We start from the raw sequence: 26484 nt of genomic DNA on the forward strand, positions 1-26484 counted from the left end.
CTGAGCCCGTTTGGCGTCGAGTCAGACCTCAGGCGGTCGACACGCCGGTGCCCGGCAGCGCTGCGTCTGACTCGATGGGTTCGCGGGTCTTCCCGACGGCCCATACCGCGGCCGTGCCCGCGGTGATGGCGGCGGCCAGCGCGACGTGCACGGCGACCAGGGCCGCGGGCACCCCGTTCTCGAACTGAACGACGCCGACCACGCCCTGCAACGCGACCAGGCCCACCAGGACGCCCAGCCGCAGCCGCACCCGCCGGGGTGCCCGCACGGCCGCCAGCCCGAAGCCCAGGCCCACCAGCAGGCACAGATAGGCCACCAGGAGCCCGCCATGCAGCTGCACCAGCGTGGTGATCTCCACCGCCAGCCGGGCGACGGGCCGCTCGACGCTCTTGTCACCGGCATGCGGGCCGGCGGCGGTGACCAGAGTGCCGGTCACCAGAACAGCGGCCAGCGACACCGCGCCGAGTGCGGTCAGTGCGCGCAGGGGGGCGGGCACCACCCGGACGGGCACGCCGTCGTCGGGCTCGCCGACCTTGATGAACAGCAGTGTCGCCAGCCACACCATCGCCATCGACACCACCAGGTGCACGGCGACGGTCCACCACAGCAGCCCGGTGCGCACGGTGATCCCGCCGATGACGGCCTGCAGCACGGTCGAGGCCGGCATCAGCCACGCGTAGACCAGCACCTCGCGGCGCCGGTGCGCCCGGGTCAGCGCCAGCACCGCGGCGATCGCGGTCGCCACCACCAGGAAGGTCACCATGCGGTTACCGAACTCGACGGCCTGGTGGATCCGAGGCACCTCGGCGTGCGCGACGGGTACGAAGCTGCCCGGGAAGCACTGCGGCCAGGTGGGGCAACCCAGCCCGGAGGCGGTCACCCGGACGATCGCGCCGGTGACGGCGATCAGGCCCTGGCTGAGCACCACCAGCGCGGCGATGACCGACTGGGCCCGACGGCTGGGTTCGGGCAGCAGGTCGACGAGGCGGGTGAACAGTGCTCCGATGGACACCGCCTGATGGTAGCCGAGCCGAAACTACCGACCGTAGTAGAGCCGGATCAGGTGAACCGGAACCAGCGCAGCGCGCCCGCGCCCGCGACCACACCCCAGACGACCAGCACCGCGATGGCGAACCCGTCCACCGACAGCGTCGCCGCCCGGGTCAGCGCCTCGGTCAGTGCACCCGAGGGGCTCAGCCGGGCGAAGGACTGCAGCGAGGCGGGGACCAGGCCGGCGTTCGAGGGCAGCACCAGCGCGCCCAGCCCGGCGAAGACGAACCAGCCCAGGTTGGCCACCGCCAGCACGATCTCGGCGCGCAGCGTGCCGCCCAGCAGCAGGCCGAGCGCGGCGAAGGTCGCCGTGCCCAGCGTGATCACCAGCGCGCCGAGTGCCAGGCCGGCCGGGTTCGGCCGCCAGCCCAGGGCCAGTGCGATGCCGCCGAGCAGGATGGCCTGCAGGAACACCGTCGTCACCACGGCCAGCGCCTTGCCGGCGATGACCCCCCACACCGGCAGGGCGGTCGCGCCGAGCCGCTTGAGGGCGCCGTAGCGGCGGTCGAAGGCCACCGCGATGGCCTGGCCGGTGAACGCCGTCGAGATCACCGCCAGCGCCATGATGGCCGGGGTGAACACCGCCGCCCGGGCGGCCCGGTCGGGCCCGAAGTCACCCAGCGGCAGCAGGATCATCCCGACCAGCAGGGTGATCGGGATGAACATGGTCAGCAGCAGCTGCTCGCCGTTGCGCAGCAACAGTTTGAGTTCCAGGCCGTACTGGGCGGCCAGCATCCTCGGCACCGACGACGGCCGGGGGTCCGGCGCGAAGGTGCCGGGCGGGAACAGGGCCTGTTCGGCCCCGGTGGCGTCGGTCATCGCAGCTCCCGTCCGGTCAGGTCGAGGAAAACGTCCTCCAGGCTGCGCTGTTCGACGCGCATATTGGTGGCCAGCACGTCCAGCCGGGCGCACCAGGCGGTCACGGTGGCCAGCACCTGCGGTTCGATGCAGCCCTCGATCAGATAGTCACCGGTGCCGGTCTCGCTGACCCGGTAGCCCTCCGGCAGCGCCGCGGTCAGCAGTGCCAGGTCCAGCCGGGGCGGGGCGGAGAACCGCAGCTGGTCCTCGGCACCGGAGCGCATCAGCTCGGCGGGCGTCCCGGCGGCCACCGTCTTGCCGTGGTCGATGATGACGATCCGGTCGGCGAGTTCCTCGGCCTCGTTGAGGTGATGGGTGGTCAGCACGACGGTCACCCCGTCACGGCGCAGCGCGTCGATCAGCTCCCACACCACCAGGCGGGCGTGCGCGTCCATCCCGGCCGTCGGCTCGTCGAGAAACACCAGTTCCGGGCGGCCGACGACGGCGCAGGCCAACGCCAGGCGCTGCTGCTGGCCGCCGGAGAGCCGACGGTAGGTGGTGCCGGCGGCGTCGGTCAGCCCCAGGGTGTCCAGCAGCCACGCCGGATCCAGCGGATCGGCGGAGTAGGCGGCCACCAGCCGCAGCATCTCCCCGGCCTTGGCGGCCGGATAGCCGCCGCCGCCCTGCAGCATCACGCCGATCCGCGGGCGCAGCCGGGCGTTGTCGGCCACCGGGTTCAGGCCCAGCACCTCGATGGTCCCGGAGTCGGGGGCGATGAATCCCTCGCACATCTCGACGGTGCTGGTCTTGCCGGCGCCGTTGGGTCCCAGCAGCGCGAACACCTCGGCGCGTGCGACGTCCAGATCGAGCTCGGACACCGCCGTCGTCGGCCCGTAGCGCTTGCTGACCCCGCGCAGCCGTACTGCCGGGCCCTCCGATGGCGAACTCACGGTGATCCAGCGTAGGTCACGGCGCTTGCGCCTCCACCGGCCGCCGCCAGGGCAGTTGCCGGTGGGTGAGTACCACCAGGGCGGCGACGATCAGGGCGCTGGCCGCAGTGGCGTAGGCGATCTGGAACAGGGTGAAACGGTCACCGTTGGCGGTGGGACCGAAAATGCCGACGACCAGCGACACCACGATCGCCGCGATGCGGAACCGGGGCCGCGACGCCCAGCAGGCCAGCGGGATGATCGCCCACAGCAGGTACCACGGCTGCACCACGGGGAACAGCAGCACCGTGGCGCCGAGCGCGACGCCCAGGCCGCCGACCGGGTGCAGCCGGCCGCGCAGCACGGCGACCAGCAGCCAGCTGACCACCACCGCGATGATCAGCACGCCGATGGCGCGGGTCAGCGACAACACCGCCGTGGTGTGGTCACCCAGCCCCAGCAGGATGCCGATCTGCCCAGAGCCCAGCGCCAGCAGCGTCGGCGGCGACATCCAGCTGCGCACCACATTCGCCGTCCCGAGGGTGAACAGCCAGCCGAAGCCCAGCCCGCTGGCCCAGCCGACCGCGGCCATCACGGCCAGCGACAGGGTGCCCAGGCTGGTGCAGGAGATCAGGAACGCCTTGACGGTGCCGCCCCAGCGGTGCGCCAGCGCCATCGCGACGAACCCGAGCGCCAGTAGCGACGGCAGCTTGACCTGCGAGGACAGCGTGATCAGCACCGCGCCCAGCAGCAGCTCGGCCAACGGGACCCAGCTTCGCCAAGTCTGTCGGTCAGTGGGCCAGGCCAGCGGCCGGGGCACCAGCCGCCGGTGCGAATCGATGCCGCGCAATGCGAACTCGGTGCCGGCCAGCATCAGGCCCAGCATCAGCGCTTCGTTGTGGATGCCGGCAACCAGGTGCATCAGCAGCAGCGGGTTGGTGGCGCCCAGCCATAGTGCGCTGACCTCGGCGACCCCGCAGCGCCGCGCCAGCCGGGGGATCGCCCAGACGATCATCAGCACGCCGACCAGCACGATCAGCCGGTGGCAGAGCACCGCGGCGACGATGTTCTCGCCGGTCAGGTCGGAGATGTCGCGGCCGATCCACAGAAACAGCGGCCCGTACGGCGCCGGGGTGTCGCGCCACATGCTCGGCACCGACAGGGTGAAGACGTGGCCGAGTCCCAGGCCGGGGGCGGGCCCCACCGCGTAGGGGTCCAGGCCCTTGCTGGCGATCTCGCTCTGGGCCAGGTAGGAGTAGACGTCCTTGCTGTACATCGGCGGGGCGACCAGCAGCGGCAGCATCCACAGCAGCAGCGTGCGGTCCAGATCGGCTCGGGACATCAGCCGCGGGCTGCCCACCGGGGAGCGCGGGCCGAGCGCGAAGCGGCCCAGCAGCAGCCAGGCAAGGGCCATCATCACCGCGCCGGTGGTGGTCATGGTCAGCGACACCGTCTGCAGCCGCGACGGCAGGTTGAGCAGCCGGACCCCGAACGTCGGGTCCTGCACTACCGGACGGGCCCCGGCACCCAGCGCCCCGATGGCCATCAGCATCGTTCCGGTCGCGCCGAAGATCCGGGTGCGGCGCATGGTGCGCAACTCGCCGGCGTTCAGCGGTGCGCCGACCGCCCGCTCGTCGCCGTGCCACCGATTGATCGACGTGCTCAGCGCCTGCGAGGACAGCGCGGATCGGCGGGGTGCCACCCGGGCAGCCTAGCGCCCGAGGCAGGTAAGGGTGCCCTTGCTGGACCGGCTCGCGGAATTGCGCCACACTGATGTTGTGAAATTCGTTCCCGGGGTTGTTCCCGCGGCACCCGCAGTGGCGCCCGCGGCCGGTGACGGTCACACCCGCCGGGCCATCATCCAGCTGCTGCTGGAATCCGGGCCCATCACCGCCGGTGGCATCTCGGCCCAGCTCGGGCTGTCGGCCGCCGGTGTCCGTCGGCACCTGGACGCTCTGATCGAAGCCGGCGACGCCCAGGCGAACGCGGCGGCGGCCTGGCAGCAGGAGGGCCGGGGCCGGCCCGCCAAGCGGTATCTGCTGACCGCGGCCGGCCGGGCCAAGCTCGAACACGCTTATGACGACCTGGCCTCGGCGGCCATGCGGCAGTTGCGGGAGATCGGCGGCGACGACGCCGTGCGCACCTTCGCCCGGCGCCGCATCGACGCGATCCTGGAAACCGTGGCACCGGCCGCCGACGAGGACGAAGAGACCGTCGAACGGACGGCCGAACAGATCGCAGCGGCGCTGACCGGCGCCGGCTATGTCACCAGCACCACGCCGGTGGGCGGGCCCATCCGCGGCGTGCAGATCTGCCAGCACCACTGCCCGGTATCGCATGTCGCGAGCCAGTTCCCGGAACTGTGCGACGCCGAGGCGCAGGCGATGTCGGAGCTGCTGGGCACCCACGTCCAGCGGCTGGCCACCATCGTCAACGGCGACTGCGCCTGTACCACCCACGTACCGCTGGCCCCGACCGCCCACTAGCAGTAGCAGTACCTTCGGCACAGCCCCGCGCCGAAGCACCGACGAACGAAAAGAGGAGCGTCGCAATGACTCTCACACCGGAGGCGGAAACCGTCACGGGGCCGATGTCGCAGGAAGAGGCACTGGCGTCACTGGGGCACTATGACTACGGCTGGTCGGATTCCGATACCGCCGGCGCCGCGGCCACCCGGGGGCTGTCCGAAGCGGTGGTCCGCGACATCTCCGCGAAGAAGAACGAGCCGGAGTGGATGCTCGACATCCGGCTCCGGGCGCTCCGCACCTTCGAGAAGAAGCCGATGCCCAACTGGGGTGCCAACCTCGACGGCATCGACTTCGACAACATCAAGTACTTCGTGCGGTCCACCGAGAAGCAGGCGGGGTCCTGGGAGGAGCTGCCCGAGGACATCCGCAACACCTATGACCGCCTGGGCATCCCGGAGGCCGAAAAGCAGCGGCTGGTCGCCGGTGTCGCGGCCCAGTACGAGAGCGAAGTGGTGTACCACCAGATCCGCGAGGACCTGGAGGCCCAGGGCGTGATCTTCCTGGACACCGACTCCGGGCTGCGGGAGTACCCGGAGATCTTCAAGGAACACTTCGGCACCGTCATCCCCGCCGGCGACAACAAGTTCTCCGCGCTGAACACCGCGGTCTGGTCCGGCGGATCGTTCATCTACGTCCCGCCCGGCGTGCACGTCGACATCCCGCTGCAGGCCTACTTCCGGATCAACACCGAGAACATGGGCCAGTTCGAGCGGACGCTGATCATCGCCGACGAGAACTCCTACGTGCACTACGTCGAGGGTTGCACCGCGCCGATCTACAAGAGCGATTCGCTGCACTCGGCCGTCGTCGAGATCATCGTCAAGCCCGGTGCGCGCGTTCGGTACACCACCATCCAGAACTGGTCGAACAACGTCTACAACCTGGTCACCAAGCGGGCCCGGGCCGAGGCCGGCGCCACCATGGAGTGGATCGACGGCAACATCGGCTCCAAGGTCACCATGAAGTACCCGGCGGTGTGGATGACCGGCGAGCACGCCAAGGGCGAGGTGCTCTCGGTGGCGTTCGCCGGCGAGGGCCAGCACCAGGACACCGGGGCCAAGATGCTGCATTTGGCGCCCAACACCAGCTCCAACATCGTGAGCAAGTCGGTCGCCCGCGGCGGCGGCCGGTCCTCCTACCGCGGGCTGGTGCAGATCAACAAGGGTGCGCACGGCTCCAAGGCCAGCGTGAAATGCGATGCGCTGCTGGTGGATACCATCAGCCGCTCCGACACCTACCCCTACGTCGACATCCGCGAGGACGACGTCACCATGGGGCACGAGGCGACGGTGTCGAAGGTCAGCGACAACCAGCTGTTCTACCTGCGCAGCCGCGGACTGACCGAGGACGAGGCGATGGCGATGGTGGTCCGCGGGTTCGTCGAGCCGATCGCCAAGGAACTGCCGATGGAGTACGCGCTGGAGCTCAACCGGCTGATCGAGCTGCAGATGGAAGGCGCGGTCGGATAATGGCACAACTGGAAGCCACGCCCGGCGCACCGGTCGTGGTCAACAAGGGCGAGCTCTTCTCCTCCTTCGACGTCAACGCCTTCGAGGTACCCGGCGGGCGCGACGAGAACTGGCGGTTCACCCCGCTGCGGCGGCTGCGCGGCCTGCACGACGGCTCGGCCACGCCGACGGGGCACGCGACGATCACCGTCACCGAAGCGCCCGGCGTGCGGACCGAAACCGTCGGCCGCGATGACCAGCGGCTCGGCCAGGGCGGAGTGCCCACGGATCGAGTTGCCGCCCAGGCATTCTCGTCATTCGACTCGGCGACCGTGGTCACCGTCGAACGTGGCGCCGAAGTCGAGCACGCCGTCCGGATCACCATCGACGGCCCCGGCGAGGGCGAGGTGGCCTACGGGCACCTGCAGATCCGCGTCGAGGAACTCGCCCGGGCGATCGTCGTCGTCGACCTGCGCGGCAGCGGCACCTACGCCGACAACGTCGAACTGATCGTCGGCGACGCCGCCGCACTCGGGGTCATCTGGATCGCCGACTGGGCGCCGGACATGGTGCAGGTCAGCGCCCACCACGCCAAACTGGGCCGCGACGCCCGGTTCGGGCACGTCAACGTCACCCTCGGCGGCGACGTGGTGCGCACCGCGATCACCACCCGGTTCACCGCCCCGGGCGGGGACGCCCAGCTGCTCGGCACCTACTTCGCCGACGACGGCCAGTTTTTCGAATCTCGGTTGCTGGTCGACCACACCCACCCCAACTGCCGCTCCGACGTGCTCTACAAGGGTGCGGTGCAAGGGGATCCGGAGTCGCGGCGGCCCGACGCGCACACCGTGTGGATCGGCGACGTGCTGATCCGCGCCGAAGCCACCGGCACCGACACCTTCGAGGTCAACCGCAACCTGCTGCTCACCGACGGTGCCCGCGCCGACTCGGTGCCCAACCTGGAGATCGAGACCGGCGAGATCGTCGGCGCTGGGCACGCCAGCGCCACCGGACGTTTCGACGACGAGCAGCTGTTCTACCTGAGGGCCCGGGGCATTCCCGAAGACCAGGCCCGCCGGCTGGTGGTCCGCGGATTCTTCAACGAGATCATCACCAAGATCGCGGTGCCGGCCGTCCGGGATCGCCTCACCGCCGCCATCGAACACGAGCTGGAACTCACCGAATCGAGAATGTCGTGACCACCCTGGAAATCAAAGACCTGCACGCCGCCGTCATCGCCGACGACGGCACCGAGATCCCGATCCTCAAGGGCGTGGACCTGATCGTGCGCTCGGGTGAGACGCATGCGGTGATGGGCCCCAACGGATCCGGCAAGTCGACGCTGTCCTACGCCATCGCCGGACACCCCCGTTACCGGGTGACGTCCGGGTCGATCACCCTCGACGGTGCCGACGTGTTGGCCATGAACGTCGACGAACGTGCCCGCGCCGGACTGTTTTTGGCGATGCAGTACCCGGTCGAGGTGCCCGGGGTGTCGATGTCGAACTTCCTGCGCACCGCGGCCACCGCCGTGCGCGGCGAGGCACCGAAACTGCGGCACTGGGTCAAAGAGGTCAAATCGGCGATGGCCGAACTGGAGATCGACCCGACCTTCGGCGAACGCAGCGTCAACGAGGGCTTCTCCGGCGGCGAGAAGAAGCGCCACGAGATCCTGCAGCTGAGCCTGCTCAAGCCCAAGATCGCCATCCTCGACGAGACCGACTCCGGCCTGGACGTCGACGCGCTGCGGATCGTCAGCGAGGGCGTCAACCGGTACGCCGAGGCCGAGCACGGCGGCATCCTGCTGATCACCCACTACACCCGGATCCTGCGCTACATCCGTCCGCAGTTCGTGCACGTCTTCGTCGACGGCCGGATCGTGGAATCCGGCGGCCCGGAGTTGGCCGACCAGCTCGAGGAGCACGGCTACGAACGGTTCACCCAGGCCTCGGCCGGTGCATGATGACCACCGCCACCGGGCTTGACGCCGACCGGCTGACCGCCATTCGCGCCGACTTCCCGATCCTGGGCAAGGTGATGCGCGGCGGGCAGCAGTTGGCGTACCTGGACTCCGGGGCGACCTCGCAGAAGCCGCTGGCGGTGCTCGACGCCGAACGCGACTTTCTGCTCAATCACTACGGCGCGGTGCACCGCGGTGCGCACCAGCTGATGGAGGAGGCGACCGACGCCTACGAGGACGGCCGCGCTGCGATCGCGGCCTTTGTCGGCGCCGGCGACGACGAGCTGGTGTTCGTCCGCAACGCCACCGAGGGGCTGAACCTGCTGTCCTATGTGCTGGGCGACAACCGGTTCGCCGGTGCCGTCGGGCCGGGCGACGTCGTGGTGGTCACCGAACTCGAACACCACGCCAACCTGATCCCGTGGCAGGAGCTGTGCCGTCGCGCCGGCGCCGAGCTGCGCTGGTACGGGGTCACCGATTCCGGGCGCATCGACCTGGATTCGCTGACCCTGGACGAGCGGGTCAAGGTGGTGGCGTTCTCGCACCACTCGAACGTCACCGGCGCGATCGCCCCGGTGCCCGAACTGGTGGCCCGGGCCAAGGCCGTCGGCGCGCTGACGGTACTCGACGCCTGCCAGTCGGTGCCGCACCAACCCGTCGACTTCACCGCCCTGGACGTCGATTTCGCGGCGTTCTCCGGGCACAAGATGCTCGGCCCGACCGGCATCGGCGCGCTCTACGGCCGCCGCGAACTGCTGTCGGAGCTGCCGCCGTTCCTCACCGGCGGCTCGATGATCGAGACGGTCACCATGGAGCGCTCCACGTATGCGCCCGCCCCGCAGCGCTTCGAGGCCGGCACCCCGATGACCTCGCAGGTCGTCGGCCTGGCCGCGGCCGTGGGCTACCTCGAGGCGATCGGCATGGACGCCGTCGCGGCCCACGAGCACGAGCTGGTGCTGGCCGCACTGGCCGGGCTCCAGGACATCCCGGAGGTCCGCATCATCGGGCCGTCGGCGCAGGACTCGGTGACCGCCGGATTGCGCGGATCCCCGGTGTCCTTCGTGGTCGACGGCGTGCACGCGCACGACGTCGGGCAGGTCCTCGACGACGAGGGGGTCGCGGTCCGCGTCGGGCACCACTGCGCCTGGCCGCTGCACCGCCGCTTCGGCGTCGCCGCCACCGTGCGCGCCTCGTTCGCCGTCTACAACACCCTCGACGAGGTGGACCGGATGGTTGCCGGGGTACGCCGCGCCGTCGAGTTCTTCGGCAGGAGCTGAACCGTGCGACTGGAACAGATGTACCAGGACGTGATCCTGGACCACTACAAACACCCGCACCACCGCGGGCTGCGCGATCCGTTCGACGCCCAGGTACATCACGTCAACCCGACCTGCGGTGACGAGATCACCCTGCGGGTCACGCTGTCCGACGACGGCCAGACGGTCAACGACGTGTCCTACGACGGGCAGGGCTGCTCGATCAGCCAGGCCGCGACCTCGGTGCTCGCCGACGAGGTGATCGGCGAAACCGTCGGCGACGCACTGAAAACCGTGACCGCCTTCCAGGAGATGATCTCCTCGCGCGGCACCATCGCCGGCGACGAGGATCTCATCGGCGACGGCGTCGCCTTCGCCGGCGTCGCCAAGTACCCGGCCCGGGTCAAGTGTGCGCTGCTGGGCTGGATGGCTTTCAAAGATGCGCTGGCCCAGGCCAGCGGGGAAAAACATGCGCTGGCAGCCCGGACACGATCAAAGGAGACGGCCGAATGAGCACCCTGACGCCCGAAGAGCAGTTGCTGGTCGATGTCGAGGAGGCCATGCGCGACGTGGTGGACCCCGAGCTGGGCATCAACGTGGTGGACCTGGGCTTGGTCTACGGGCTCAACGTCGAGCAGGGCGAGCCCGGCAAGATCGCGTTGATCGACATGACCCTAACGTCCCCGGCCTGCCCGCTCACCGATGTCATCGAGGACCAGACCCGCACCGCGCTGGTGGGCGCGGGCCTGGTCAGCGAGATCCGGCTGAACTGGGTGTGGAACCCGCCGTGGGGCCCGGACAAGATCACCGACGACGGCCGCGAGCAGCTCCGGGCCCTGGGCTTCACCGTTTAGCGACTTCGGGCCCCGAATTCTCGACACCTCTCCCGCATATACCCCGTGGGGTATGATATCTCTGGGAACAACGCCGTTCCCGTCGGTGTTAGGAGAGACGTGGCTACCAAAGACATCACCGCGGCCGAGTTCGACGACCTGGTCAGCGGCAACGACATCGTTCTGGTGGACTTCTGGGCATCCTGGTGCGGTCCGTGCCGTGCCTTCGCGCCCACCTTCACCAAGGCGTCCGAGGCGCACCCCGACGTGGTGTTCGCCAAGGTCGACACCGAGGCCGAGCAGCAGCTCGCCGCGGCGGCGCAGATCCGTTCGATCCCGACCCTGATGGCATTCAAGAAGGGCAAGCTGGTGTTCAACCAGGCCGGCGCCCTGCCGCCTGCGGCGCTGGAGGACCTGATCGCCAAGGTCAAGGAGTTCGACATCGACGCCGCCATCGCGGCGCAGCAGTCCGAATAGGGCACGCTACCGTGGGTCGGTGACCAGCGCATCGGCCTCTGAATTCGTCGTCGTCGACCGGCCCGGTGACGGCGTCGCCCGGATCACCCTGAACCGCCCGGAGCGGATGAACTCCATGGCGTTCGACGTGATGCTGCCGCTGCGCGACGTACTTCGCGACATCGGCAACCACAACGACGTCCGCGCGGTGATCTTGACCGGGGCCGGGCGGGGCTTCTCCTCGGGCGCCGACCACAAGTCCGCCGGAGCGGTCCCGCACGTGCAGGGCCTCACCCGCCCGACATTCGGGTTGCGCACCATGGAGATCCTCGACGACGTCATCCTGGGGCTGCGCCGGCTGCACCAACCGGTGATCGCCGCGGTCAACGGTGCGGCGATCGGCGGCGGGCTGTGCCTGGCGCTGGCCTGCGACATCCGGCTCGCGTCCACCGAGGCGTACTTCCGCGCCGCCGGCATCAACAACGGGCTGACCGCCAGCGAACTGGGGTTGAGTTACCTGCTGCCGCGGGCCGTCGGATCGAGCCGAGCCTTCGAGATGATGCTGACCGGCCGCGACGTGGACGCCGCCGAGGCCGAGCGCATCGGCCTGGTGTCGCGGGTGGTGCCGGGCGAGGAGCTGATCGGCGCGTGCGTCACAATGGGGGAGCGCATCGCCGCGTTCTCCCGGCCGGGTGTGGAACTGACCAAGCGAACTTTATGGTCGGGGCTGGACGCCGGTAGCCTGGAGGCACATATGCAGGCCGAGGGTCTGGGCCAGCTCTACGTGCGCCTGCTCACCGCAAACTTCGAGGAAGCGGTCGCCGCGCGCGCCGAGGGCCGGGCACCGGTCTTCACCGACGACAAGTAATGGAGCCCTACCGTTGATTACCGCGACGGACCTGGAGGTCCGCGCCGGTGCGCGCACGCTGCTGGCCGCCGACGGCCCGGCGCTGCGGGTGCAGCCCGGCGACCGGATCGGCCTGGTGGGGCGCAACGGCGCCGGCAAGACCACCACCATGCGCATCCTCGCCGGCGAGGGTGAGCCGTACGCCGGCACCATCACCCGCACCGGGGAGGTCGGCTACCTCCCGCAGGATCCCCGCGAGGGCGACCTGGACGTGCTGGCCCGCGACCGGGTGCTCTCGGCGCGCGGGCTGGACACCCTGCTCTCCGACCTGGAGAAGCAGCAGACGCTGATGGCCGAGGTGGCCGACGAGGCCGCCCGGGACAAGGCGGTGCGCCGCTACGGGCAGCTGGAGGAGCGGTTCTCCGCACTCGGCGGTTACGCCGCCGAAAGCGAGGCGGGACGGATCTGCGCCAGCCTGGGACTGGCCGATCGGGTACTCACCCAGCCGCTGCGCACCCTCTCCGGCGGTCAGCGCCGCCGGGTGGAACTGGCCCGCATCCTGTTCGCCGCCTCGGAATCCGGGGTGGCCGGGGGATCGACGACGCTGCTGCTCGACGAACCGACCAACCATCTCGACGCCGACTCGATCGGCTGGCTGCGCGATTTCCTGCGCAACCACACCGGCGGGTTGGTGGTGATCAGCCACGACGTCGACCTGCTGGCCGACGTGGTCAACCGGGTGTGGTTCCTCGACGCCGTCCGCGGCGAGGCCGACGTCTACAACATGGGCTGGCACAAGTACCTCGACGCCCGCGCCACCGACGAGCAGCGCCGGCGACGGGAACGCGCCAACGCCGAACGCAAGGCTGGTGCGCTGCGCGCCCAGGCCGCCAAGATGGGCGCCAAGGCCACCAAAGCGGTTGCCGCCCAGAACATGTTGCGCCGCGCCGACCGGATGCTGGCCTCCCTGGACGACGAGCGTGTCGCCGACAAGGTGGCCCGGATCAAGTTCCCCACCCCGGCCCCGTGCGGCAAGACCCCGCTGATGGCCAAGGGACTGACCAAGACCTACGGATCGCTGGAGGTGTTCACCGGAGTCGATCTGGCCATCGACCGCGGATCCCGGGTGGTGGTGCTGGGGCTCAACGGTGCCGGTAAGACGACGCTACTGCGGGTGCTGGCCGGCGCCGAGACCCCCGATGCGGGGCGGCTGGAACCCGGGCACGGTTGCAAGATCGGCTATTTCGCGCAGGAACACGACACCCTGGACAACGACGCCACCGTCTGGGAGAACATTCGCCACGCCGCCCCGGACACCGGCGAACAGGACCTGCGCGGGCTGCTCGGTGCATTCATGTTCACCGGCCCGCAGCTCGAGCAGCCGGCCGGAACCCTGTCCGGTGGTGAGAAGACCCGCCTGGCGCTGGCCGGGCTGGTGGCTTCGACGGCCAACGTGCTGCTGCTCGACGAGCCGACGAACAACCTGGACCCGGCGTCTCGGGAGCAGGTGCTCGACGCGCTGCGCAGCTACACCGGCGCCGTCGTGCTGGTCACCCACGATCCGGGTGCCGCCGAGGCGCTGGAGCCCCAGCGGGTGGTGCTGCTGCCCGACGGCACCGAGGACCACTGGTCGGCGGACTACCAGGAACTCATCGAGCTGGCCTGAGCCCCGGCCGCTCGGTCAGGACTGCTGCCGCACCGACTGTTCCACCAGGTCCAGCACCGCGCCCAGCTGCTCGGGATCGTCGCCGCTGGCCAGCCGGGCGACCAGGCCGTCGAGCACCAGGTCCAGGTAGGTCTGCAGCACCTCGCCGGGCACGTCCTCGCGCAGCCGCCCGGCGTCGCGCTGACGGCGCAGCCGCGCGCTGGTGGCCGCCGACAGCTCGGCCGAGCGTTCCGACCAGCCGCGGTGAAACGCCGGGTCGGTGCGCAGTTTCCGGGCGATCTCCATCCGGGTGGCCAGCCAGTCGTACTGATCCGGTGCGGCGAGCATGTCCCGCATCACCTGGATCAGGCCCTCCCGGCTGGCCACGTCGGCCATCCGCTCGGCGTCCTCGCGCGCCAACTCGAAGAACAGCGAATCCTTGTCCCGGAAGTGGTGGAAGATCGCCCCCCGGGACAGCCCGGTGGTCTCCTCCAGACGGCGCACCGTCGCCTTGTCATAGCCGTACTCGGCAAAACAGCGACGGGCGCCGTCGAGGATCTGGCGGCGGCGTGCGGCCAGATGGTCCTCGCTCACTTTCGGCATTGAGGTGGTCAGGCCTTCAGCATGTTGCGCAGCACGTACTGCAGGATGCCGCCGTTGCGGTAGTAGTCGGCCTCACCGGGGGTGTCGATGCGCACCACGCCGTCGAACTTCACCGTGGAGCCGTCTTCCTTGGTGGCGGTGACCTTGACGGTCTTGGGCGTCTTGCCGGCGTTGAGCTCCTCGATGCCGACGATGTCGAACGTCTCGGTGCCGTCCAGGCCCAGCGTCTTGGCGCTCTCGCCCTCGGGGAACTGCAGCGGGATCACGCCCATGCCGATCAGGTTGGACCGGTGGATGCGCTCGAACGACTCGGCGATGACGGCCTTGACGCCCAGCAGCGTGGTGCCCTTGGCCGCCCAGTCGCGCGAGGAGCCCGAACCGTACTCCTTGCCGCCGAGCACGACCAGCGGGATGCCGGCGCGCTGGTAGTTCATGCAGGCGTCGTAGATGAAGGCCTTCGGGCCGCCCTCCTGGGTGAAGTCCCGGGTGTAGCCGCCCTGGGTGCCCTCCAGGCCGATGGTGTCGAGCACCTTGTTCTGCAGCCGGATGTTGGCGAAGGTGCCGCGGACCATCACCTCGTGGTTGCCGCGACGGCTGCCGAGGGAGTTGTAGTCCTTGCGGGCCACCCCGTGTGAGTCGAGGTAGTCCGCGGCCGGGGTGCCCGGCTTGATCGGGCCGGCGGGGCTGATGTGGTCGGTGGTGACCGAGTCGCCCAGCAGCGCCATCACCCGGGCGCCGGTGATGTCGGACACCGGCTCGGGCTCCATCTTCATGCCGTCGAAGTACGGCGCCTTGCGCACGTAGGTCGAGTTCTCGTCCCAGGCGAAGGTGTCACCGGACGGGGTGGCCAGGTTGCGCCAGTGCTCGTCGCCCTTGAAGACGTCGGCGTAGGACTTGCGGAACATGTCCTGGCTGATCGCGTTCTTGATGGTGTCGTCGATCTCCTGCGCCGACGGCCAGATGTCGCGCAGGAAGACGTCATTGCCGTCGTTGTCCTTGCCCAGTGCGTCGGTTTCGAAGTCGAAGTCCATGGTGCCGGCCAGCGCGTAGGCGATCACCAGCGGCGGCGACGCCAGGTAGTTCATCTTGACATCGGGGGAGATGCGGCCCTCGAAGTTACGGTTGCCCGAAAGCACCGCGGTGACCGTCAGGTCCTCGTCGTTGACCGCCTTGGAGATCTCCTCCGGCAGCGGACCGGTGTTGCCGATACACGTGGTGCAGCCGTAACCACCCAGGTAGAAGCCCAGCTTCTCCAGGTACGGCCACAGGCCGGCCTTCTCGTAGTAGTCGGTGACCACCTGGCTGCCCGGTGCCATGTTGGTCTTCACCCACGGCTTGGACGACAGGCCCTTCTCCACGGCGTTGCGGGCCAGCAGGGCCGCGCCGATCATCACCGACGGGTTGGAGGTGTTGGTGCACGACGTGATGCCCGCGACGGCGACGGCACCGTGGTCTAGGACGAACTCACCGCGCTCGCCCTTGACCCGCACCGGCTTGGACGGCCGGCCCTCTGAGCCGTTGGCGGCGGACTGCACGACGACGGCGTCCTCGTCGGCGAACGACAGCTTGGCCGGGTCGCTGGCCGGGAAGGACTCCTCGAGCGCCTCGTCGAGCTGGGTGTGCGGCGCCGGGTGGTTTTCCTCGACGTAGTTGTGGATGTCCTTGCGGAAGGCGATCTTGCTCTCCGACAACAGAATCCGGTCCTGCGGGCGCTTCGGTCCGGCGATCGAGGGCACCACGGTGGACAGGTCGAGCTCCAGGTACTCGGAGAACGCCGGCTCGTGGTCCGGGTCGTGCCACATGCCCTGGGTCTTGGCGTAGGCCTCAACCAGCGCCAGCTGCTCGTCGGTGCGGCCGGTCAGGCGCAGGTAGTTGATGGTCTCGTCGTCGATCGGGAAGATCGCGCAGGTGGAGCCGAACTCGGGGCTCATGTTGCCCAGGGTGGCGCGGTTGGCCAGCGGCACCTCGGCCACGCCGTTGCCGTAGAACTCGACGAACTTGCCGACCACACCGTGTTTGCGCAGCATCTCGGTGACGGTCAGCACCACGTCGGTGGCAGTGACCCCGGGCTGGATCTCGCCGGTCAGCTTGAAGCCGACGACGCGCGGGATCAGCATCGACACCGGCTGGCCCAGCATCGCGGCCTCGGCCTCGATGCCGCCCACGCCCCAGCCCAGCACGCCCAGGCCGTTCTCCATGGTGGTGTGGCTGTCGGTGCCCACACAGGTGTCGGGGTAGGCCTGGCTGACGGTTTTCCCGCCTTCCACCCGGTCGCGCACCATCACGGTGCGGGCCAGGTATTCGATGTTGACCTGGTGCACGATGCCGGTGCCCGGCGGGACCACCTTGAAGTCGTCGAAGGCGCCCTGGCCCCAGCGCAGAAACTGGTAGCGCTCGGAGTTGCGCTCGTACTCCAGCTCGACGTTGCGGGCGAAGGCGTCGGCGGTGCCGAACACGTCGAGGATGACGGAGTGGTCGATGACCATCTCGGCGGGCGAGAGCGGGTTGACCTTGTTCGGGTCACCGCCCAGAGCAGTGACGGCCTCGCGCATGGTGGCCAGGTCGACCACGCACGGGACGCCGGTGAAGTCCTGCATGATCACCCGGGCCGGGGTGAACTGGATCTCGATGCTGGGTTCGGCCGCCGGATCCCAGTTGGCGATGGCCTCGATGTGTTCCTTGGTGATGTTGGCGCCGTCTTCGGTGCGAAGCAGGTTCTCCGCCAACACTTTCAGGCTGTAGGGAAGTTTCTCGGTACCGGGTACCGCGTCCAGGCGGTAGATCTCGTAGCTGTTGTCCCCGACCGTGAGCGTGGCGCGTGCTCCGAAAGAATTCTGGCTGGTCACATCGACTCCCGCATTGAGTTTTTAACGCAGACCGGGCTGTGGCACTGCGGTCGAACCACTTTAACAGTACGCTTGTCCTGCAACTGGTGGGGGCCGGTTTCCCGGTTTTTTTGCGGCAGTTCTCGCTCGTGTGCTGTCCCGTTCACGGCCCGCACTGAAGTACCGTCGCAGCATGCACGGGCTGTTGTTCGATCCCTACCTCCCGACCGAGATCCCCGCCGGCGTCGACATGGTCGACGTCCAGGCGCAGGTCGACGCGACCGGGTTCGCCGTCCCGGCCGGCGCCGACGCCGCGGAGATCGACGGACTCCGCCAGGTGGTGACCGAGGCCGCCGATCACGGCATCGACCTCAAGATCGTGGTGGTCGCGCCGACCCCGCCGGTCGACGCGCCGCTGCGCGACGTCGCCAACGACGTGGGCGCCCAGCATCCCGGCGCGACGGTGCTGGTGCTCGGCGCGCCCTACGCCGGCAGCTTCAGCACCACCTACGACCGGGCCACGCTGGAGGCCGCCGAGGACGTGGCCAAGACCGGGAACGGTCCGGTGCAGGCCTCGCAGAATTTCCTCAGTCAGTTGCAGACGCCTATTTTTCCGTGGACCTCGTTTACCGTCGCGCTGGTCGCCGTGGTGGCGATCGCGGCGGGGGTGACGCGGTTATTGCAGGTGCGCGCCCGTCGTGAGTTCGACGGCGGAAACACCGATGTGGGTGCAGCCGAAAAGGCTTCTGCCAGCACGGCATAGCGGCTTCTCGCCGATCCGCAGGAAACTCTGCGCAATTCCCAAGGTCACGGCCAGGTCACATTGTTTAAATCACAAACTTGTAATTTGTGACTGAAGTTTCATCAGGGACTTTTGTGACGTACGGTGCAAAGGGTGCCTAATGTGCGAATGAGGTTTATGTGACTCGTTTGACCAGTGTGGCACCGGTCGGGTTGTAGCACTAGGGGAGACACGGTTCCGATGAGGCTTATCCACGGCGCGTCGCCGCTGCTGACGGTGGCGCTTCTGCTGGGCACGGCGGGTCAGGCCGGCGCAGATCCGGCTCCGGCGCCCGACGGCCTCGGCGCGCTGATCGCCGCCGTCGCCGAGGCCAATCAGCGACTCGACGAGCTCGGCGCGCAGGTACAGACGCAGCAGGAGAGCGTCAACAAGAGCCTGGTCGAGGTGCAGACGGCACGGGACAACGCCGCCACCGCCCAGACCGAACTGGCGGCCAGTCAGCAGTCCGTCCGCGACTGCGACGGCGCCATCGCCGACGCCCAGTCCCGATTCGACGACTACGCCGTCCAGACCTACATGAACGGACCGTCGGACGCGCTGCTGACGGCCAGCAACCCAGACGAGGTGATCCAGGCGTTGGCCGCCGACGACGCCGTGGCCAACGTCTCCAACCGGGTGATGGGCGACCTGAAGCGGACCCGGACCGAGCAGGCCAACCGGGAATCGCGGGCCCGCCTCGCCAAGGAGAAGGCCGACGCCGCGGCCGCCGACGCCAAGACCAGCCAGGACAACGCGGTCGTCGCGCTGCAGACCGCGCAGGCCAAGTTCGGTGACCAGCAGGGCGAGATCAACAAGCTGGCCGCCGAGCGCGACGCCGCCCGCGCCCGGCTCAACGAGGCGCGCGCGGCGATGGCCCCGTCCGGCCCGGCGACCTCGGGCCCCGCCAATCCGGCCACCCCGCCCGCGGTGGTCCCGGAGTCCCGCGGCCAGGCCGCCCCGCGCGACGGCGACTGGGATCGCGCGCCGGCCGGCGCGGCACCGCCCTACGGTGATGCCAGCCAGTGGGACACCACGCTGCCGATGGTGCCCAGCGCCTTCGTCTCCGGCGACCCGATCGCCATCGTCAACGAGGTGCTCAACATCTCGTCGTCCTCGGCGCAGGTGACCGCCGGCCTGGGCAAGAAGTTCCTGCAGAAGCTCGGCATCCTGGCGCCGGATGCCACCGGCATCACCAACAACGGCGCCATCCCGCGGGTGTACGGCCGGCAGGCCTCCGAGTACGTCATCAACCGCGGCATGGCCGTGCGGGGCACCCCGTACTCCTGGGGCGGCGGGAACGCCAGCGGTCCCACCAACGGCATCGACTCCGGCGCGGGCACCGTGGGCTTCGACTGCTCGGGGCTGGTGCTGTACTCGTTCGCCGGCGTCGGCATCCAGCTGCCGCACTACTCGGGCTCGCAGTACAACATGGGCCGCAAGATCCCGTCCGCCGAGATGCGCCGCGGCGACGTCATCTTCTACGGCCCCGGCGGCAGCCAGCACGTCACCATCTACCTGGGCGACGGCCAGATGCTGGAAGCCCCCTACACCGGATCCGTGGTCAAGGTGTCCCCGGTGCGCACCAGCGGCATGACACCGTACGTCGTCCGCTACATCGAATACTGACGATCTGAATCGAGACTGTATGCCGCCCAAGACCTTTGGCATCCGACCCGGGTGGAACCGGTTGCTGGCCGCAGTGGCCGTGACCGTCGTCGCACTGGGTTTGGCGCTCGGTCTGGCACCGGTGTCGAGCGCTGATCCCGACGGCGGCTGGGACCCCACCTTGCCCAAGCTGATCAGCTCCGGCGCGCCCGGGGACCCGCTGGCGATCGCCAATGCGTCGCTGGCCGCCACCACCCAGGCCACCCAGGCCACCATGGACCTGGGCCGCAAATTCCTGTCCAAGATGGGTCTGGCCAGTGACCCGGCGTCGCAATCGGTGGCTCCCGGCCGGGTCCGCGGACCGGCGGCCATCGAATACGTCATCCGCCGCGGAGGCTCACAGATCGGTATGCCCTACTCCTGGGGCGGCGGCAAGCCGACCGGGCCGAGCACCGGCGTCGGCGACGGCGCCAACATCTACGGCTTCGACTGCTCGGGGCTGACCCAGTACTCGTTCGCCGGGGTGGGCGTGCTGATCCCGAAGTACTCCGGCGACCAGTACAACACAGGCCGCAAGGTGCCGATCTCGCAGGCCAAACGGGGTGATCTCATCTTCTGGGGCCCCGGCGGCAGCCAGCACGTCGCGCTCTACCTGGGCAACGGCCAGATGCTGGAGGCCTCCGGCAGTGCCGCCCGGGTCAAGGTCAGCCCGGTGCGCACCTCCGGCATCCAGCCCTACGCCGCGCGGATCATCGAGTCCTGAGCAAGCCCTGAGCCAGTCCTGAGGCGACGGTGTGCCAAGACGCGCCACGCGCCGGGCACGTCGACGGAACTCTGATGGCCTGGACGGCGTTCGAAACGCGCCAGGCGCCGGGCAACGTCGACGGAACGTGGTTGGCCTGGACGGCGTTCGAAACGCGCCAGGCGCCGGGCAACGTCGACGGAACGTGGTTGGCCTGGAATAGTTTGTGTACGTACCTCCCGGTGACATCCGGGATCATGGTTGTGGACCAAGCAACAAGAACAGCTTCGGAGGATTGTCGATGACGTCAGCAGGTGGGTCGCCCAACTACACGCCGGCCGGCTCGTCCGGCGGCGCACATGCGGCCCCGGCCGAGGTCCAGACGCTTGAGCGGGCCATCTTCGAAGTCAAGCGGATCATCGTCGGGCAAGACCAGCTGGTCGAGCGGATCCTGGTCGGACTGCTGGCCAAGGGCCACGTGCTGCTCGAGGGTGTGCCCGGCGTGGCCAAGACCCTGGCGGTGGAGACCTTCGCCAAGGTGGTCGGTGGCAAGTTCTCCCGCATCCAGTTCACCCCCGACCTGGTGCCCACCGACATCATCGGCACCCGCATCTACCGGCAGGGCCGCGAGGAGTTCGACATCGAGCTCGGCCCGGTGGTCTGCAACTTCCTGCTCGCCGACGAGATCAACCGCGCCCCGGCAAAGGTGCAGTCCGCGCTGCTGGAGGTGATGGCCGAACGCAAGATCTCCATCGGCGGCAAGGACTACCCGCTGCCCAAGCCGTTCCTGGTGATGGCCACCCAGAACCCGATCGAGAACGAGGGCGTCTACCCGCTGCCCGAGGCCCAGCGCGACCGGTTCCTGTTCAAGATCAACGTCGGCTACCCCACCCCGGAGGAAGAGCGCGAGATCATCTACCGGATGGGCGTCGTCCCGCCGGAGCCGAAGCAGATCCTCGACACCGGTGACCTGCAGCGACTGCAGGACCTGGCGGCCAACAACTTCGTCCACCACGCGCTGGTCGACTACGTGGTCCGGGTCATCACCGCCACCCGCGCACCCGAGCAGTTCGGGATGAACGACGTGAAGTCGTGGATCACCTTCGGCGCCTCGCCGCGCGCCTCGCTGGGAATCATCGCCGCCGCGCGTGCCCTGGCCATGGTCCGCGGCCGCGACTACGTCATCCCGCAGGACGTCATCGAGGTCATCCCGGACGTGCTGCGCCACCGTCTGGTGCTGTCCTACGACGCGTTGGCCGACGAGATCTCGCCGGACACCGTCATCAACCGGATCCTGCAGACCGTGGCGCTGCCGCAGGTCAACGCCGTCCAGCAACCGCAGCTGGCGGCGACGGCGGCCGGCGGTCAGTGAGCGGTCAGAATGCGATCCACCCGCCGTCGTTCGGCCGCGGGGAGATCGGCGACCCGAAGCTCTCGGCGGCGCTGCGCCAGCTGGAACTGACGGTCAAACGCAAGCTCGACGGGGTGCTGCACGGCAACCACCTCGGGCTGATCCCCGGGCCCGGATCCGAGCCGGGGGAGTCCCGGATGTACCAGCCCGGCGACGACGTGCGCCGGATGGACTGGTCGGTGACCGCCCGTACCACGCACCCGCACGTGCGGCAGATGATCGCCGACCGCGAGCTGGAGACCTGGCTGGTGGTCGACGTGTCGGCCAGCCTGGATTTCGGCACCACCGGATGCGAGAAGCGTGACCTCGCGGTCGCCGCGGCGGCCGCCATCACCTACCTGAACAGCGGCGGCGGCAACCGGATCGGCGCGGTGATCACCAACGGCGACCAGACCGTGCGGCTGCCCGCCCGTTCCGGCCGCCAGCACGAGCAGGAGCTGCTGAGGGCCATCGCGACCATGCCGCGGGCCCCGCTGGGCGTGCGCGGCGACCTCTCGGTCGCCATCGACGCTCTGCGCCGCCCGGAACGCCGTCGCGGCATGGCGGTGATCATCAGCGACTTCCTGGGCCCGATCAACTGGATGCGGCCGCTGCGGGCGATCTCCGCGCGCCACGAGGTGCTCGGCGTGGAAATCCTCGACCCCCGTGACGTCGAGTTGCCGCCGGTCGGTGACGTGGTCCTGCAGGATGCCGAATCCGGTGCGACCCGCGAATACCGGATCGACGACGCGCTGCGCGAGGACTTCGCCCGCGCCGCGGCCGCGCACCGCGCCGAGGTGGCCCGCACCCTGCGCCGCTGCAATGCGCCGCTGCTGACGCTGCGCACCGACCGCGACTGGATCTCCGACATCGTGCGTTTCGTGGCGTCCCGTCGCCGCGGCGCGCTGGCCGGACAGCAATGACGGCCGCCCCGACCGAAAAGGCCTGCCAGCGATGACTCTCCCGTTCTTCGGCCCGATGTCCCTGTCGGGGTTCGCGCACCCGTGGTTCTTCCTGTTCCTGATCGTGGTGGCCGGCCTGGCGGCGCTGTACATCGCCGCCCAGCTGTCCGGGTACCGCCGTTACCTGCGCTTTGCCAACACCGACCTGCTCGATTCGGTGGCCCCGAACCGGCCCAGCCACTGGCGGCACCTCTCGGCGGTCCTGATGATCGTGGGGCTGACGCTGCTGACCATCGCGATGGCCGGTCCCACCAACGACGTGAAGGTGCCCCGCAACCGGGCCGTGGTGATGCTGGTCATCGACGTCTCGCAGTCCATGCGGGCCACCGACATCCCGCCGACCCGGCTCGCCGCCGCCCAGGAGGCGGCCAAGCAGTTCGTCAGCGAACTGACTCCGGGCATCAACCTCGGCCTGGTCGCCTACGCCGGCACCGCGACGGTGCTGGTGTCGCCGACAACCAACCGGGACACCACCAAGGCCGCGATCGACAAGCTGCAGCTGGCCGACCGCACGGCCACCGGCGAGGGCATCTTTACCGCCCTGCAGTCGATCGCCACAGTCGGCGCCGTCATCGGCGGCGGCGACGAGCCGCCGCCGGCCCGGATCGTGCTGCTGTCCGACGGCAAGGAGACCGTGCCGTCCAACCCGGACAACACCAAGGGCGCGTTCACCGCGGCCCGGATGGCCAAGGAGCAGGGCGTGCCCATCTCCACCATCTCCTTCGGCACCCCGTACGGCTACGTCGAGATCAACGACCAGCGTCAGCCGGTACCCGTCGACGACGCCACCCTGAAGAAGATCGCCCAGCTCTCTGGTGGCAACGCCTACAACGCCGCCAGCCTGGAAGAGCTCAAGCAGGTCTACACCACCCTGCAGCAGCAGATCGGCCATGAGCTGGTCCGGGGCGATGCCAGCGTCGGCTGGCTGCGGATGGGCACGTTCATCGTGGCGCTGGCCGCGCTGGCGGGGTTGTTGATCAACCGGCGACTGCCCGGATAGGGGCCTACCCTCGCCGGACCGACCGGTGGGTCGGCTTCATCGAAATCAGCCCGAGGCGATAGGTTGACGCTATGACCGACACCGCCAGCACCGACGCCGCGACCAGCGGCGCGCGCCCACCGTTCGTCTCCCGATCCGTCCTGGTGACCGGTGGTAACCGCGGGATCGGACTGGCGATCGCCCAGCGGCTGGCCGCCGACGGACACAAGGTCGCCGTCACCCACCGCGGCTCCGGCGCGCCGGAGGGGCTGTTCGGTGTCGTGTGCGACGTCACCGACAACGAGGCCGTCGACCGCGCGTTCAAAGAGGTCGAGGAGCACCAGGGCCCGGTCGAGGTGCTGGTGTCCAACGCCGGCATCTCCAAGGACGCGTTCCTGATGCGGATGACCGAGGAGCGCTTCGAAGAGGTCATCAACGCCAACCTCACCGGGGCGTTCCGGGTGGCTCAGCGCGCCTCGCGCAGCATGCAGCGCAAGCGGTTCGGCCGGATCATCTTCATCGGCTCTGTCTCGGGCATGTGGGGCATCGGCAACCAGGCCAACTACGCCGCGGCCAAGGCCGGCCTGATCGGCATGGCCCGTTCGATCTCCCGGGAACTGGCCAAGGCCGGCGTGACGGCCAACGTCGTCGCCCCCGGCTACATCGACACCGAGATGACCCGCGCGCTCGACGAGCGCATCCAGGAGGGTGCCCTGGAGTTCATCCCGGCCAAGCGGGTCGGCACCGCCGAGGAAGTCGCGGGAGCGGTCAGCTTCCTGGCGTCGGAGGACGCCTCCTATATCGCCGGCGCGGTCATCCCGGTCGACGGCGGCATGGGCATGGGCCACTAGCACTTATCGAAACCCGCTGAACAGTAAGGATTTTCACATGGCAGGCATTCTCGAAGGTAAGCGGATTCTCGTCACGGGGATCATCACCGACAGCTCGATCGCGTTCCATATCGCCAAGACCGCCCAGGAGGCCGGCGCCGAACTGGTGCTCACCGGCTTCGACCGGATGAAGCTGATCCAGCGGATCGCCGACCGGCTGCCCAACCCGGCGCCGCTGCTGGAACTCGACGTGCAGAACGAGGAGCACCTGGCGTCGCTGGCCAGCCGGATCGCCGAGGTCATCGGCGAGGGCAACAAGCTCGACGGCGTCGTGCACTCGATCGGCTTCATGCCGCAGACCGGAATGGGCGTCAACCCGTTCTTCGACGCCCCCTACGACGACGTGGCCAAGGGCATCCACATCTCGGCCTACTCCTACGCCTCCCTGGCCAAGGCCACCCTGCCGGTGATGAACGCCGGCGGCAGCATCGTCGGCATGGACTTCGACCCCACCCGGGCGATGCCGGCCTACAACTGGATGACGGTCGCCAAGAGCGCCCTGGAATCGGTCAACCGGTTCGTCGCCCGCGAAGCGGGCAAGGTCGGTGTGCGGTCCAATCTCGTTGCCGCCGGACCGATCCGGACCCTGGCGATGAGCGCCATCGTCGGCGGTGCGCTCGGCGAGGAGGCCGGCGAGCAGATGCGGCTGCTGGAAGAGGGCTGGGACCAGCGGGCCCCGGTCGGCTGGAACATGAAGGACCCGACCCCGGTCGCCAAGACCGTGTGCGCCCTGCTCTCGGACTGGCTGCCGGCCACCACCGGCGACATCATCTACGCCGACGGCGGCGCCCACACCCAGCTGCTCTGACCGTCGCGCCTTGACGGACGTCGACGCCCTGCTGCTGCTGTCGTTCGGTGGCCCGGAGGCCCCCGAGCAGGTCATGCCGTTCCTGCGCAATGTCACCCGCGGGCGCGACATCCCGGATGCGCGGCTGGCCGACGTGGCCGAGCACTACCTGCATTTCGGGGGCGCCTCGCCGATCAACGGCATCAACCGGGCGCTGATCGGCGAGATCCGGGCCCTGGCGGCGGCCCGCGGCGAGGATCTGCCGGTGTACTTCGGCAACCGCAACTGGGAGCCATACCTGCAGGATGCCGTTACCACCATGCGGGACAACGGGGTACGCCGGGCGGCGGTGTTCGCGACGTCGGCGTGGGGCGGCTACTCCAGCTGCGGTCAGTACACCGAGGACATCGCCCGGGCCCGCGCCGCCGTCGGTGACGGCGCGCCGGAGCTGGTGAAGCTACGTCAGTTCTTCGACCACCCGCTGTTCGTCGAACTGTTCGCCGAGGCGATCACCGCGGCGCGTGGCACCCTGCCCGACGGACTGCGGGACGACGCCCGGCTGGTGTTCACCGCGCACTCCATCCCGGTGGCCGCCGACGAGCGCTGCGGCCCCAACCTGTACAGCCGCCAGGTCGGCTACGCGTCCCGGCTGGTCGCCGCGACCGCCGGGGTCACCGACTACGACCAGGTGTGGCAGTCGCGATCGGGCCCGCCGCAGGTGCCGTGGCTGGCCCCGGATATCGCCGATCACCTCGGTACGCTGGCGGAGCGGGGCACACGGGCGGTGATCATCTGCCCGATCGGCTTCCTGTCGGATCACATCGAGGTGGTGTGGGACCTCGACACCGAGCTGGCCGCCCAAGCCGCCGAGGCCGGGATCGCCGTCGCCCGCGCCGCCACCCCCAACGCCGACCCGCGGTTCGCCGCCCTGGTGCTCGACCTGCTCGACGAACTGCGCACCGGTGCCGAGCCGGCCAGAGTGTTGGGTCCGGACCCGGTGCCGGGCTACGGGCTCAGTGTCAACGGGGCACCGTGCTCACCGGACTGCTGTGGGGTGTGACCCGGGCGCCTCGCGCCGATCTGGCTGATTCCGCCGGGCGGGCCGAGTTCGTGCGTGTGGCCCACCCCGCGCTGCCTGGTGGCCGCCGGCATCGAAGTACGGTACCGCCT

25 protein-coding genes are annotated in these 26484 nt (G+C 69.3%); 19 read left to right on the forward strand and 6 right to left on the reverse strand.

Going from position 1 to position 26484, the window contains the following annotated elements; genetic code table 11:
* Nucleotides 1-28: 28 nt before the first annotated feature.
* The 4 genes from G6N16_RS12050 to mptB are packed head-to-tail and all read right to left on the reverse strand — an operon-like array spanning nucleotide 29 to nucleotide 4479.
* Nucleotides 29-1012, reverse strand: coding sequence for a COX15/CtaA family protein (locus G6N16_RS12050; RefSeq protein ID WP_083030491.1), 984 nt, complete (start codon nucleotides 1010-1012; stop codon nucleotides 29-31).
* A 47-nt stretch (nucleotides 1013-1059) separates the two neighbouring features.
* Nucleotides 1060-1869 (reverse strand): ABC transporter permease, encoded by an 810-nt coding sequence (locus tag G6N16_RS12055; protein WP_083030490.1) that lies wholly within the window; start codon nucleotides 1867-1869, stop codon nucleotides 1060-1062.
* Nucleotides 1866-2798 (reverse strand): ABC transporter ATP-binding protein, encoded by a 933-nt coding sequence (locus tag G6N16_RS12060; protein ID WP_083030489.1) that lies wholly within the window; start codon nucleotides 2796-2798, stop codon nucleotides 1866-1868. The genes G6N16_RS12055 and G6N16_RS12060 overlap by 4 nt, the downstream gene beginning before the upstream one ends.
* A 16-nt stretch (nucleotides 2799-2814) precedes the next feature.
* The gene (mptB, locus tag G6N16_RS12065; protein ID WP_083030488.1) at nucleotides 2815-4479 is read right to left on the reverse strand and encodes a polyprenol phosphomannose-dependent alpha 1,6 mannosyltransferase MptB; all 1665 of its coding nucleotides are present in this window, start codon (nucleotides 4477-4479) and stop codon (nucleotides 2815-2817) included.
* Nucleotides 4480-4510: 31 nt separating this feature from the next.
* Here mptB and G6N16_RS12070 point away from each other — a divergent pair, with 31 nt between their 5' ends.
* From G6N16_RS12070 to G6N16_RS12115, 10 genes are all read left to right on the forward strand, one after another.
* The gene (locus tag G6N16_RS12070) at nucleotides 4511-5263 is read left to right on the forward strand and encodes a helix-turn-helix transcriptional regulator (protein WP_179961198.1); all 753 of its coding nucleotides are present in this window, start codon (nucleotides 4511-4513) and stop codon (nucleotides 5261-5263) included.
* A 65-nt stretch (nucleotides 5264-5328) separates the two neighbouring features.
* Entirely contained in the window at nucleotides 5329-6774 is a 1446-nt protein-coding gene (gene sufB, locus G6N16_RS12075) for a Fe-S cluster assembly protein SufB (RefSeq protein ID WP_083030487.1), read from the forward strand.
* Entirely contained in the window at nucleotides 6774-7952 is a 1179-nt protein-coding gene (gene sufD / locus G6N16_RS12080; RefSeq protein ID WP_083030486.1) for a Fe-S cluster assembly protein SufD, read from the forward strand. The genes sufB and sufD overlap by 1 nt, the downstream gene beginning before the upstream one ends.
* Nucleotides 7949-8716, forward strand: a complete 768-nt coding sequence (gene sufC / locus G6N16_RS12085) for a Fe-S cluster assembly ATPase SufC (RefSeq protein WP_083030485.1) — start codon at nucleotides 7949-7951, stop codon at nucleotides 8714-8716. Before sufD ends, sufC begins: the two co-directional genes overlap by 4 nt.
* Nucleotides 8716-9990 (forward strand): cysteine desulfurase, encoded by a 1275-nt coding sequence (locus tag G6N16_RS12090; RefSeq protein ID WP_083030484.1) that lies wholly within the window; start codon nucleotides 8716-8718, stop codon nucleotides 9988-9990. Before sufC ends, G6N16_RS12090 begins: the two co-directional genes overlap by 1 nt.
* Nucleotides 9991-9993: 3 nt before the next feature.
* Nucleotides 9994-10482: a Fe-S cluster assembly sulfur transfer protein SufU gene (gene sufU / locus G6N16_RS12095; protein ID WP_083030483.1), complete on the forward strand. Its 489-nt coding sequence runs from the start codon at nucleotides 9994-9996 to the stop codon at nucleotides 10480-10482.
* Complete coding sequence (locus G6N16_RS12100; protein ID WP_083030482.1) at nucleotides 10479-10823, forward strand: metal-sulfur cluster assembly factor; 345 nt, start codon at nucleotides 10479-10481, stop codon at nucleotides 10821-10823. Before sufU ends, G6N16_RS12100 begins: the two co-directional genes overlap by 4 nt.
* A 99-nt stretch (nucleotides 10824-10922) precedes the next feature.
* Nucleotides 10923-11279 (forward strand): thioredoxin, encoded by a 357-nt coding sequence (trxA, locus tag G6N16_RS12105; RefSeq protein ID WP_083030481.1) that lies wholly within the window; start codon nucleotides 10923-10925, stop codon nucleotides 11277-11279.
* A gap of 19 nt (nucleotides 11280-11298) precedes the next feature.
* Nucleotides 11299-12126 carry an enoyl-CoA hydratase gene (locus G6N16_RS12110; protein WP_083030480.1) on the forward strand — a complete coding sequence of 276 codons (828 nt, stop codon included), beginning with the start codon at nucleotides 11299-11301 and terminating at the stop codon, nucleotides 12124-12126.
* A 13-nt stretch (nucleotides 12127-12139) separates the two neighbouring features.
* Nucleotides 12140-13771: an ABC-F family ATP-binding cassette domain-containing protein gene (locus G6N16_RS12115; RefSeq protein ID WP_083030479.1), complete on the forward strand. Its 1632-nt coding sequence runs from the start codon at nucleotides 12140-12142 to the stop codon at nucleotides 13769-13771.
* A 15-nt stretch (nucleotides 13772-13786) separates the two neighbouring features.
* Here the strand turns inward: G6N16_RS12115 and G6N16_RS12120 are convergent, their stop codons facing one another.
* Entirely contained in the window at nucleotides 13787-14353 is a 567-nt protein-coding gene (locus tag G6N16_RS12120; RefSeq protein ID WP_083030478.1) for a TetR/AcrR family transcriptional regulator, read from the reverse strand.
* Between the two features lie 8 nt (nucleotides 14354-14361).
* Nucleotides 14362-17199, reverse strand: coding sequence for an aconitate hydratase AcnA (gene acnA / locus G6N16_RS12125; RefSeq protein ID WP_083030477.1), 2838 nt, complete (start codon nucleotides 17197-17199; stop codon nucleotides 14362-14364).
* Nucleotides 17200-17371: 172 nt separating this feature from the next.
* Between acnA and G6N16_RS12130 the strand changes: the two genes are divergently transcribed.
* The 9 genes from G6N16_RS12130 to G6N16_RS12170 all read left to right on the forward strand — a co-directional run bounded on the left by G6N16_RS12130 (nucleotide 17372) and on the right by G6N16_RS12170 (nucleotide 26374).
* The gene (locus G6N16_RS12130) at nucleotides 17372-17941 is read left to right on the forward strand and encodes an Rv1476 family membrane protein (RefSeq protein WP_083030476.1); all 570 of its coding nucleotides are present in this window, start codon (nucleotides 17372-17374) and stop codon (nucleotides 17939-17941) included.
* 219 nt (nucleotides 17942-18160) lie between these two features.
* Entirely contained in the window at nucleotides 18161-19585 is a 1425-nt protein-coding gene (gene ripA / locus G6N16_RS12135; RefSeq protein ID WP_083030475.1) for an NlpC/P60 family peptidoglycan endopeptidase RipA, read from the forward strand.
* 19 nt (nucleotides 19586-19604) lie between these two features.
* A complete protein-coding gene (ripB, locus tag G6N16_RS12140; RefSeq protein ID WP_083030474.1) occupies nucleotides 19605-20327 on the forward strand; it encodes an NlpC/P60 family peptidoglycan endopeptidase RipB in 723 nt (240 codons plus the stop codon).
* A gap of 280 nt (nucleotides 20328-20607) precedes the next feature.
* The gene (gene moxR1 / locus G6N16_RS12145; RefSeq protein WP_083030473.1) at nucleotides 20608-21678 is read left to right on the forward strand and encodes a chaperone MoxR1; all 1071 of its coding nucleotides are present in this window, start codon (nucleotides 20608-20610) and stop codon (nucleotides 21676-21678) included.
* Nucleotides 21675-22619, forward strand: coding sequence for a DUF58 domain-containing protein (locus G6N16_RS12150; RefSeq protein WP_083030472.1), 945 nt, complete (start codon nucleotides 21675-21677; stop codon nucleotides 22617-22619). The genes moxR1 and G6N16_RS12150 overlap by 4 nt, the downstream gene beginning before the upstream one ends.
* A 31-nt stretch (nucleotides 22620-22650) precedes the next feature.
* Nucleotides 22651-23658 carry a VWA domain-containing protein gene (locus tag G6N16_RS12155; RefSeq protein ID WP_083030471.1) on the forward strand — a complete coding sequence of 336 codons (1008 nt, stop codon included), beginning with the start codon at nucleotides 22651-22653 and terminating at the stop codon, nucleotides 23656-23658.
* A 71-nt stretch (nucleotides 23659-23729) separates the two neighbouring features.
* Nucleotides 23730-24488, forward strand: a complete 759-nt coding sequence (fabG1, locus tag G6N16_RS12160) for a 3-oxoacyl-ACP reductase FabG1 (protein WP_083030470.1) — start codon at nucleotides 23730-23732, stop codon at nucleotides 24486-24488.
* A 37-nt stretch (nucleotides 24489-24525) separates the two neighbouring features.
* Nucleotides 24526-25335, forward strand: a complete 810-nt coding sequence (inhA, locus tag G6N16_RS12165; RefSeq protein WP_083030469.1) for an NADH-dependent enoyl-ACP reductase InhA — start codon at nucleotides 24526-24528, stop codon at nucleotides 25333-25335.
* 10 nt (nucleotides 25336-25345) lie between these two features.
* Nucleotides 25346-26374 (forward strand): ferrochelatase, encoded by a 1029-nt coding sequence (locus tag G6N16_RS12170; protein WP_083030468.1) that lies wholly within the window; start codon nucleotides 25346-25348, stop codon nucleotides 26372-26374.
* Nucleotides 26375-26484 lie beyond the last annotated feature (110 nt).

It is taken from the genome of Mycolicibacterium insubricum (genome assembly GCF_010731615.1).
Taxonomy (GTDB): Bacteria; Actinomycetota; Actinomycetes; order Mycobacteriales; family Mycobacteriaceae; genus Mycobacterium; species Mycobacterium insubricum.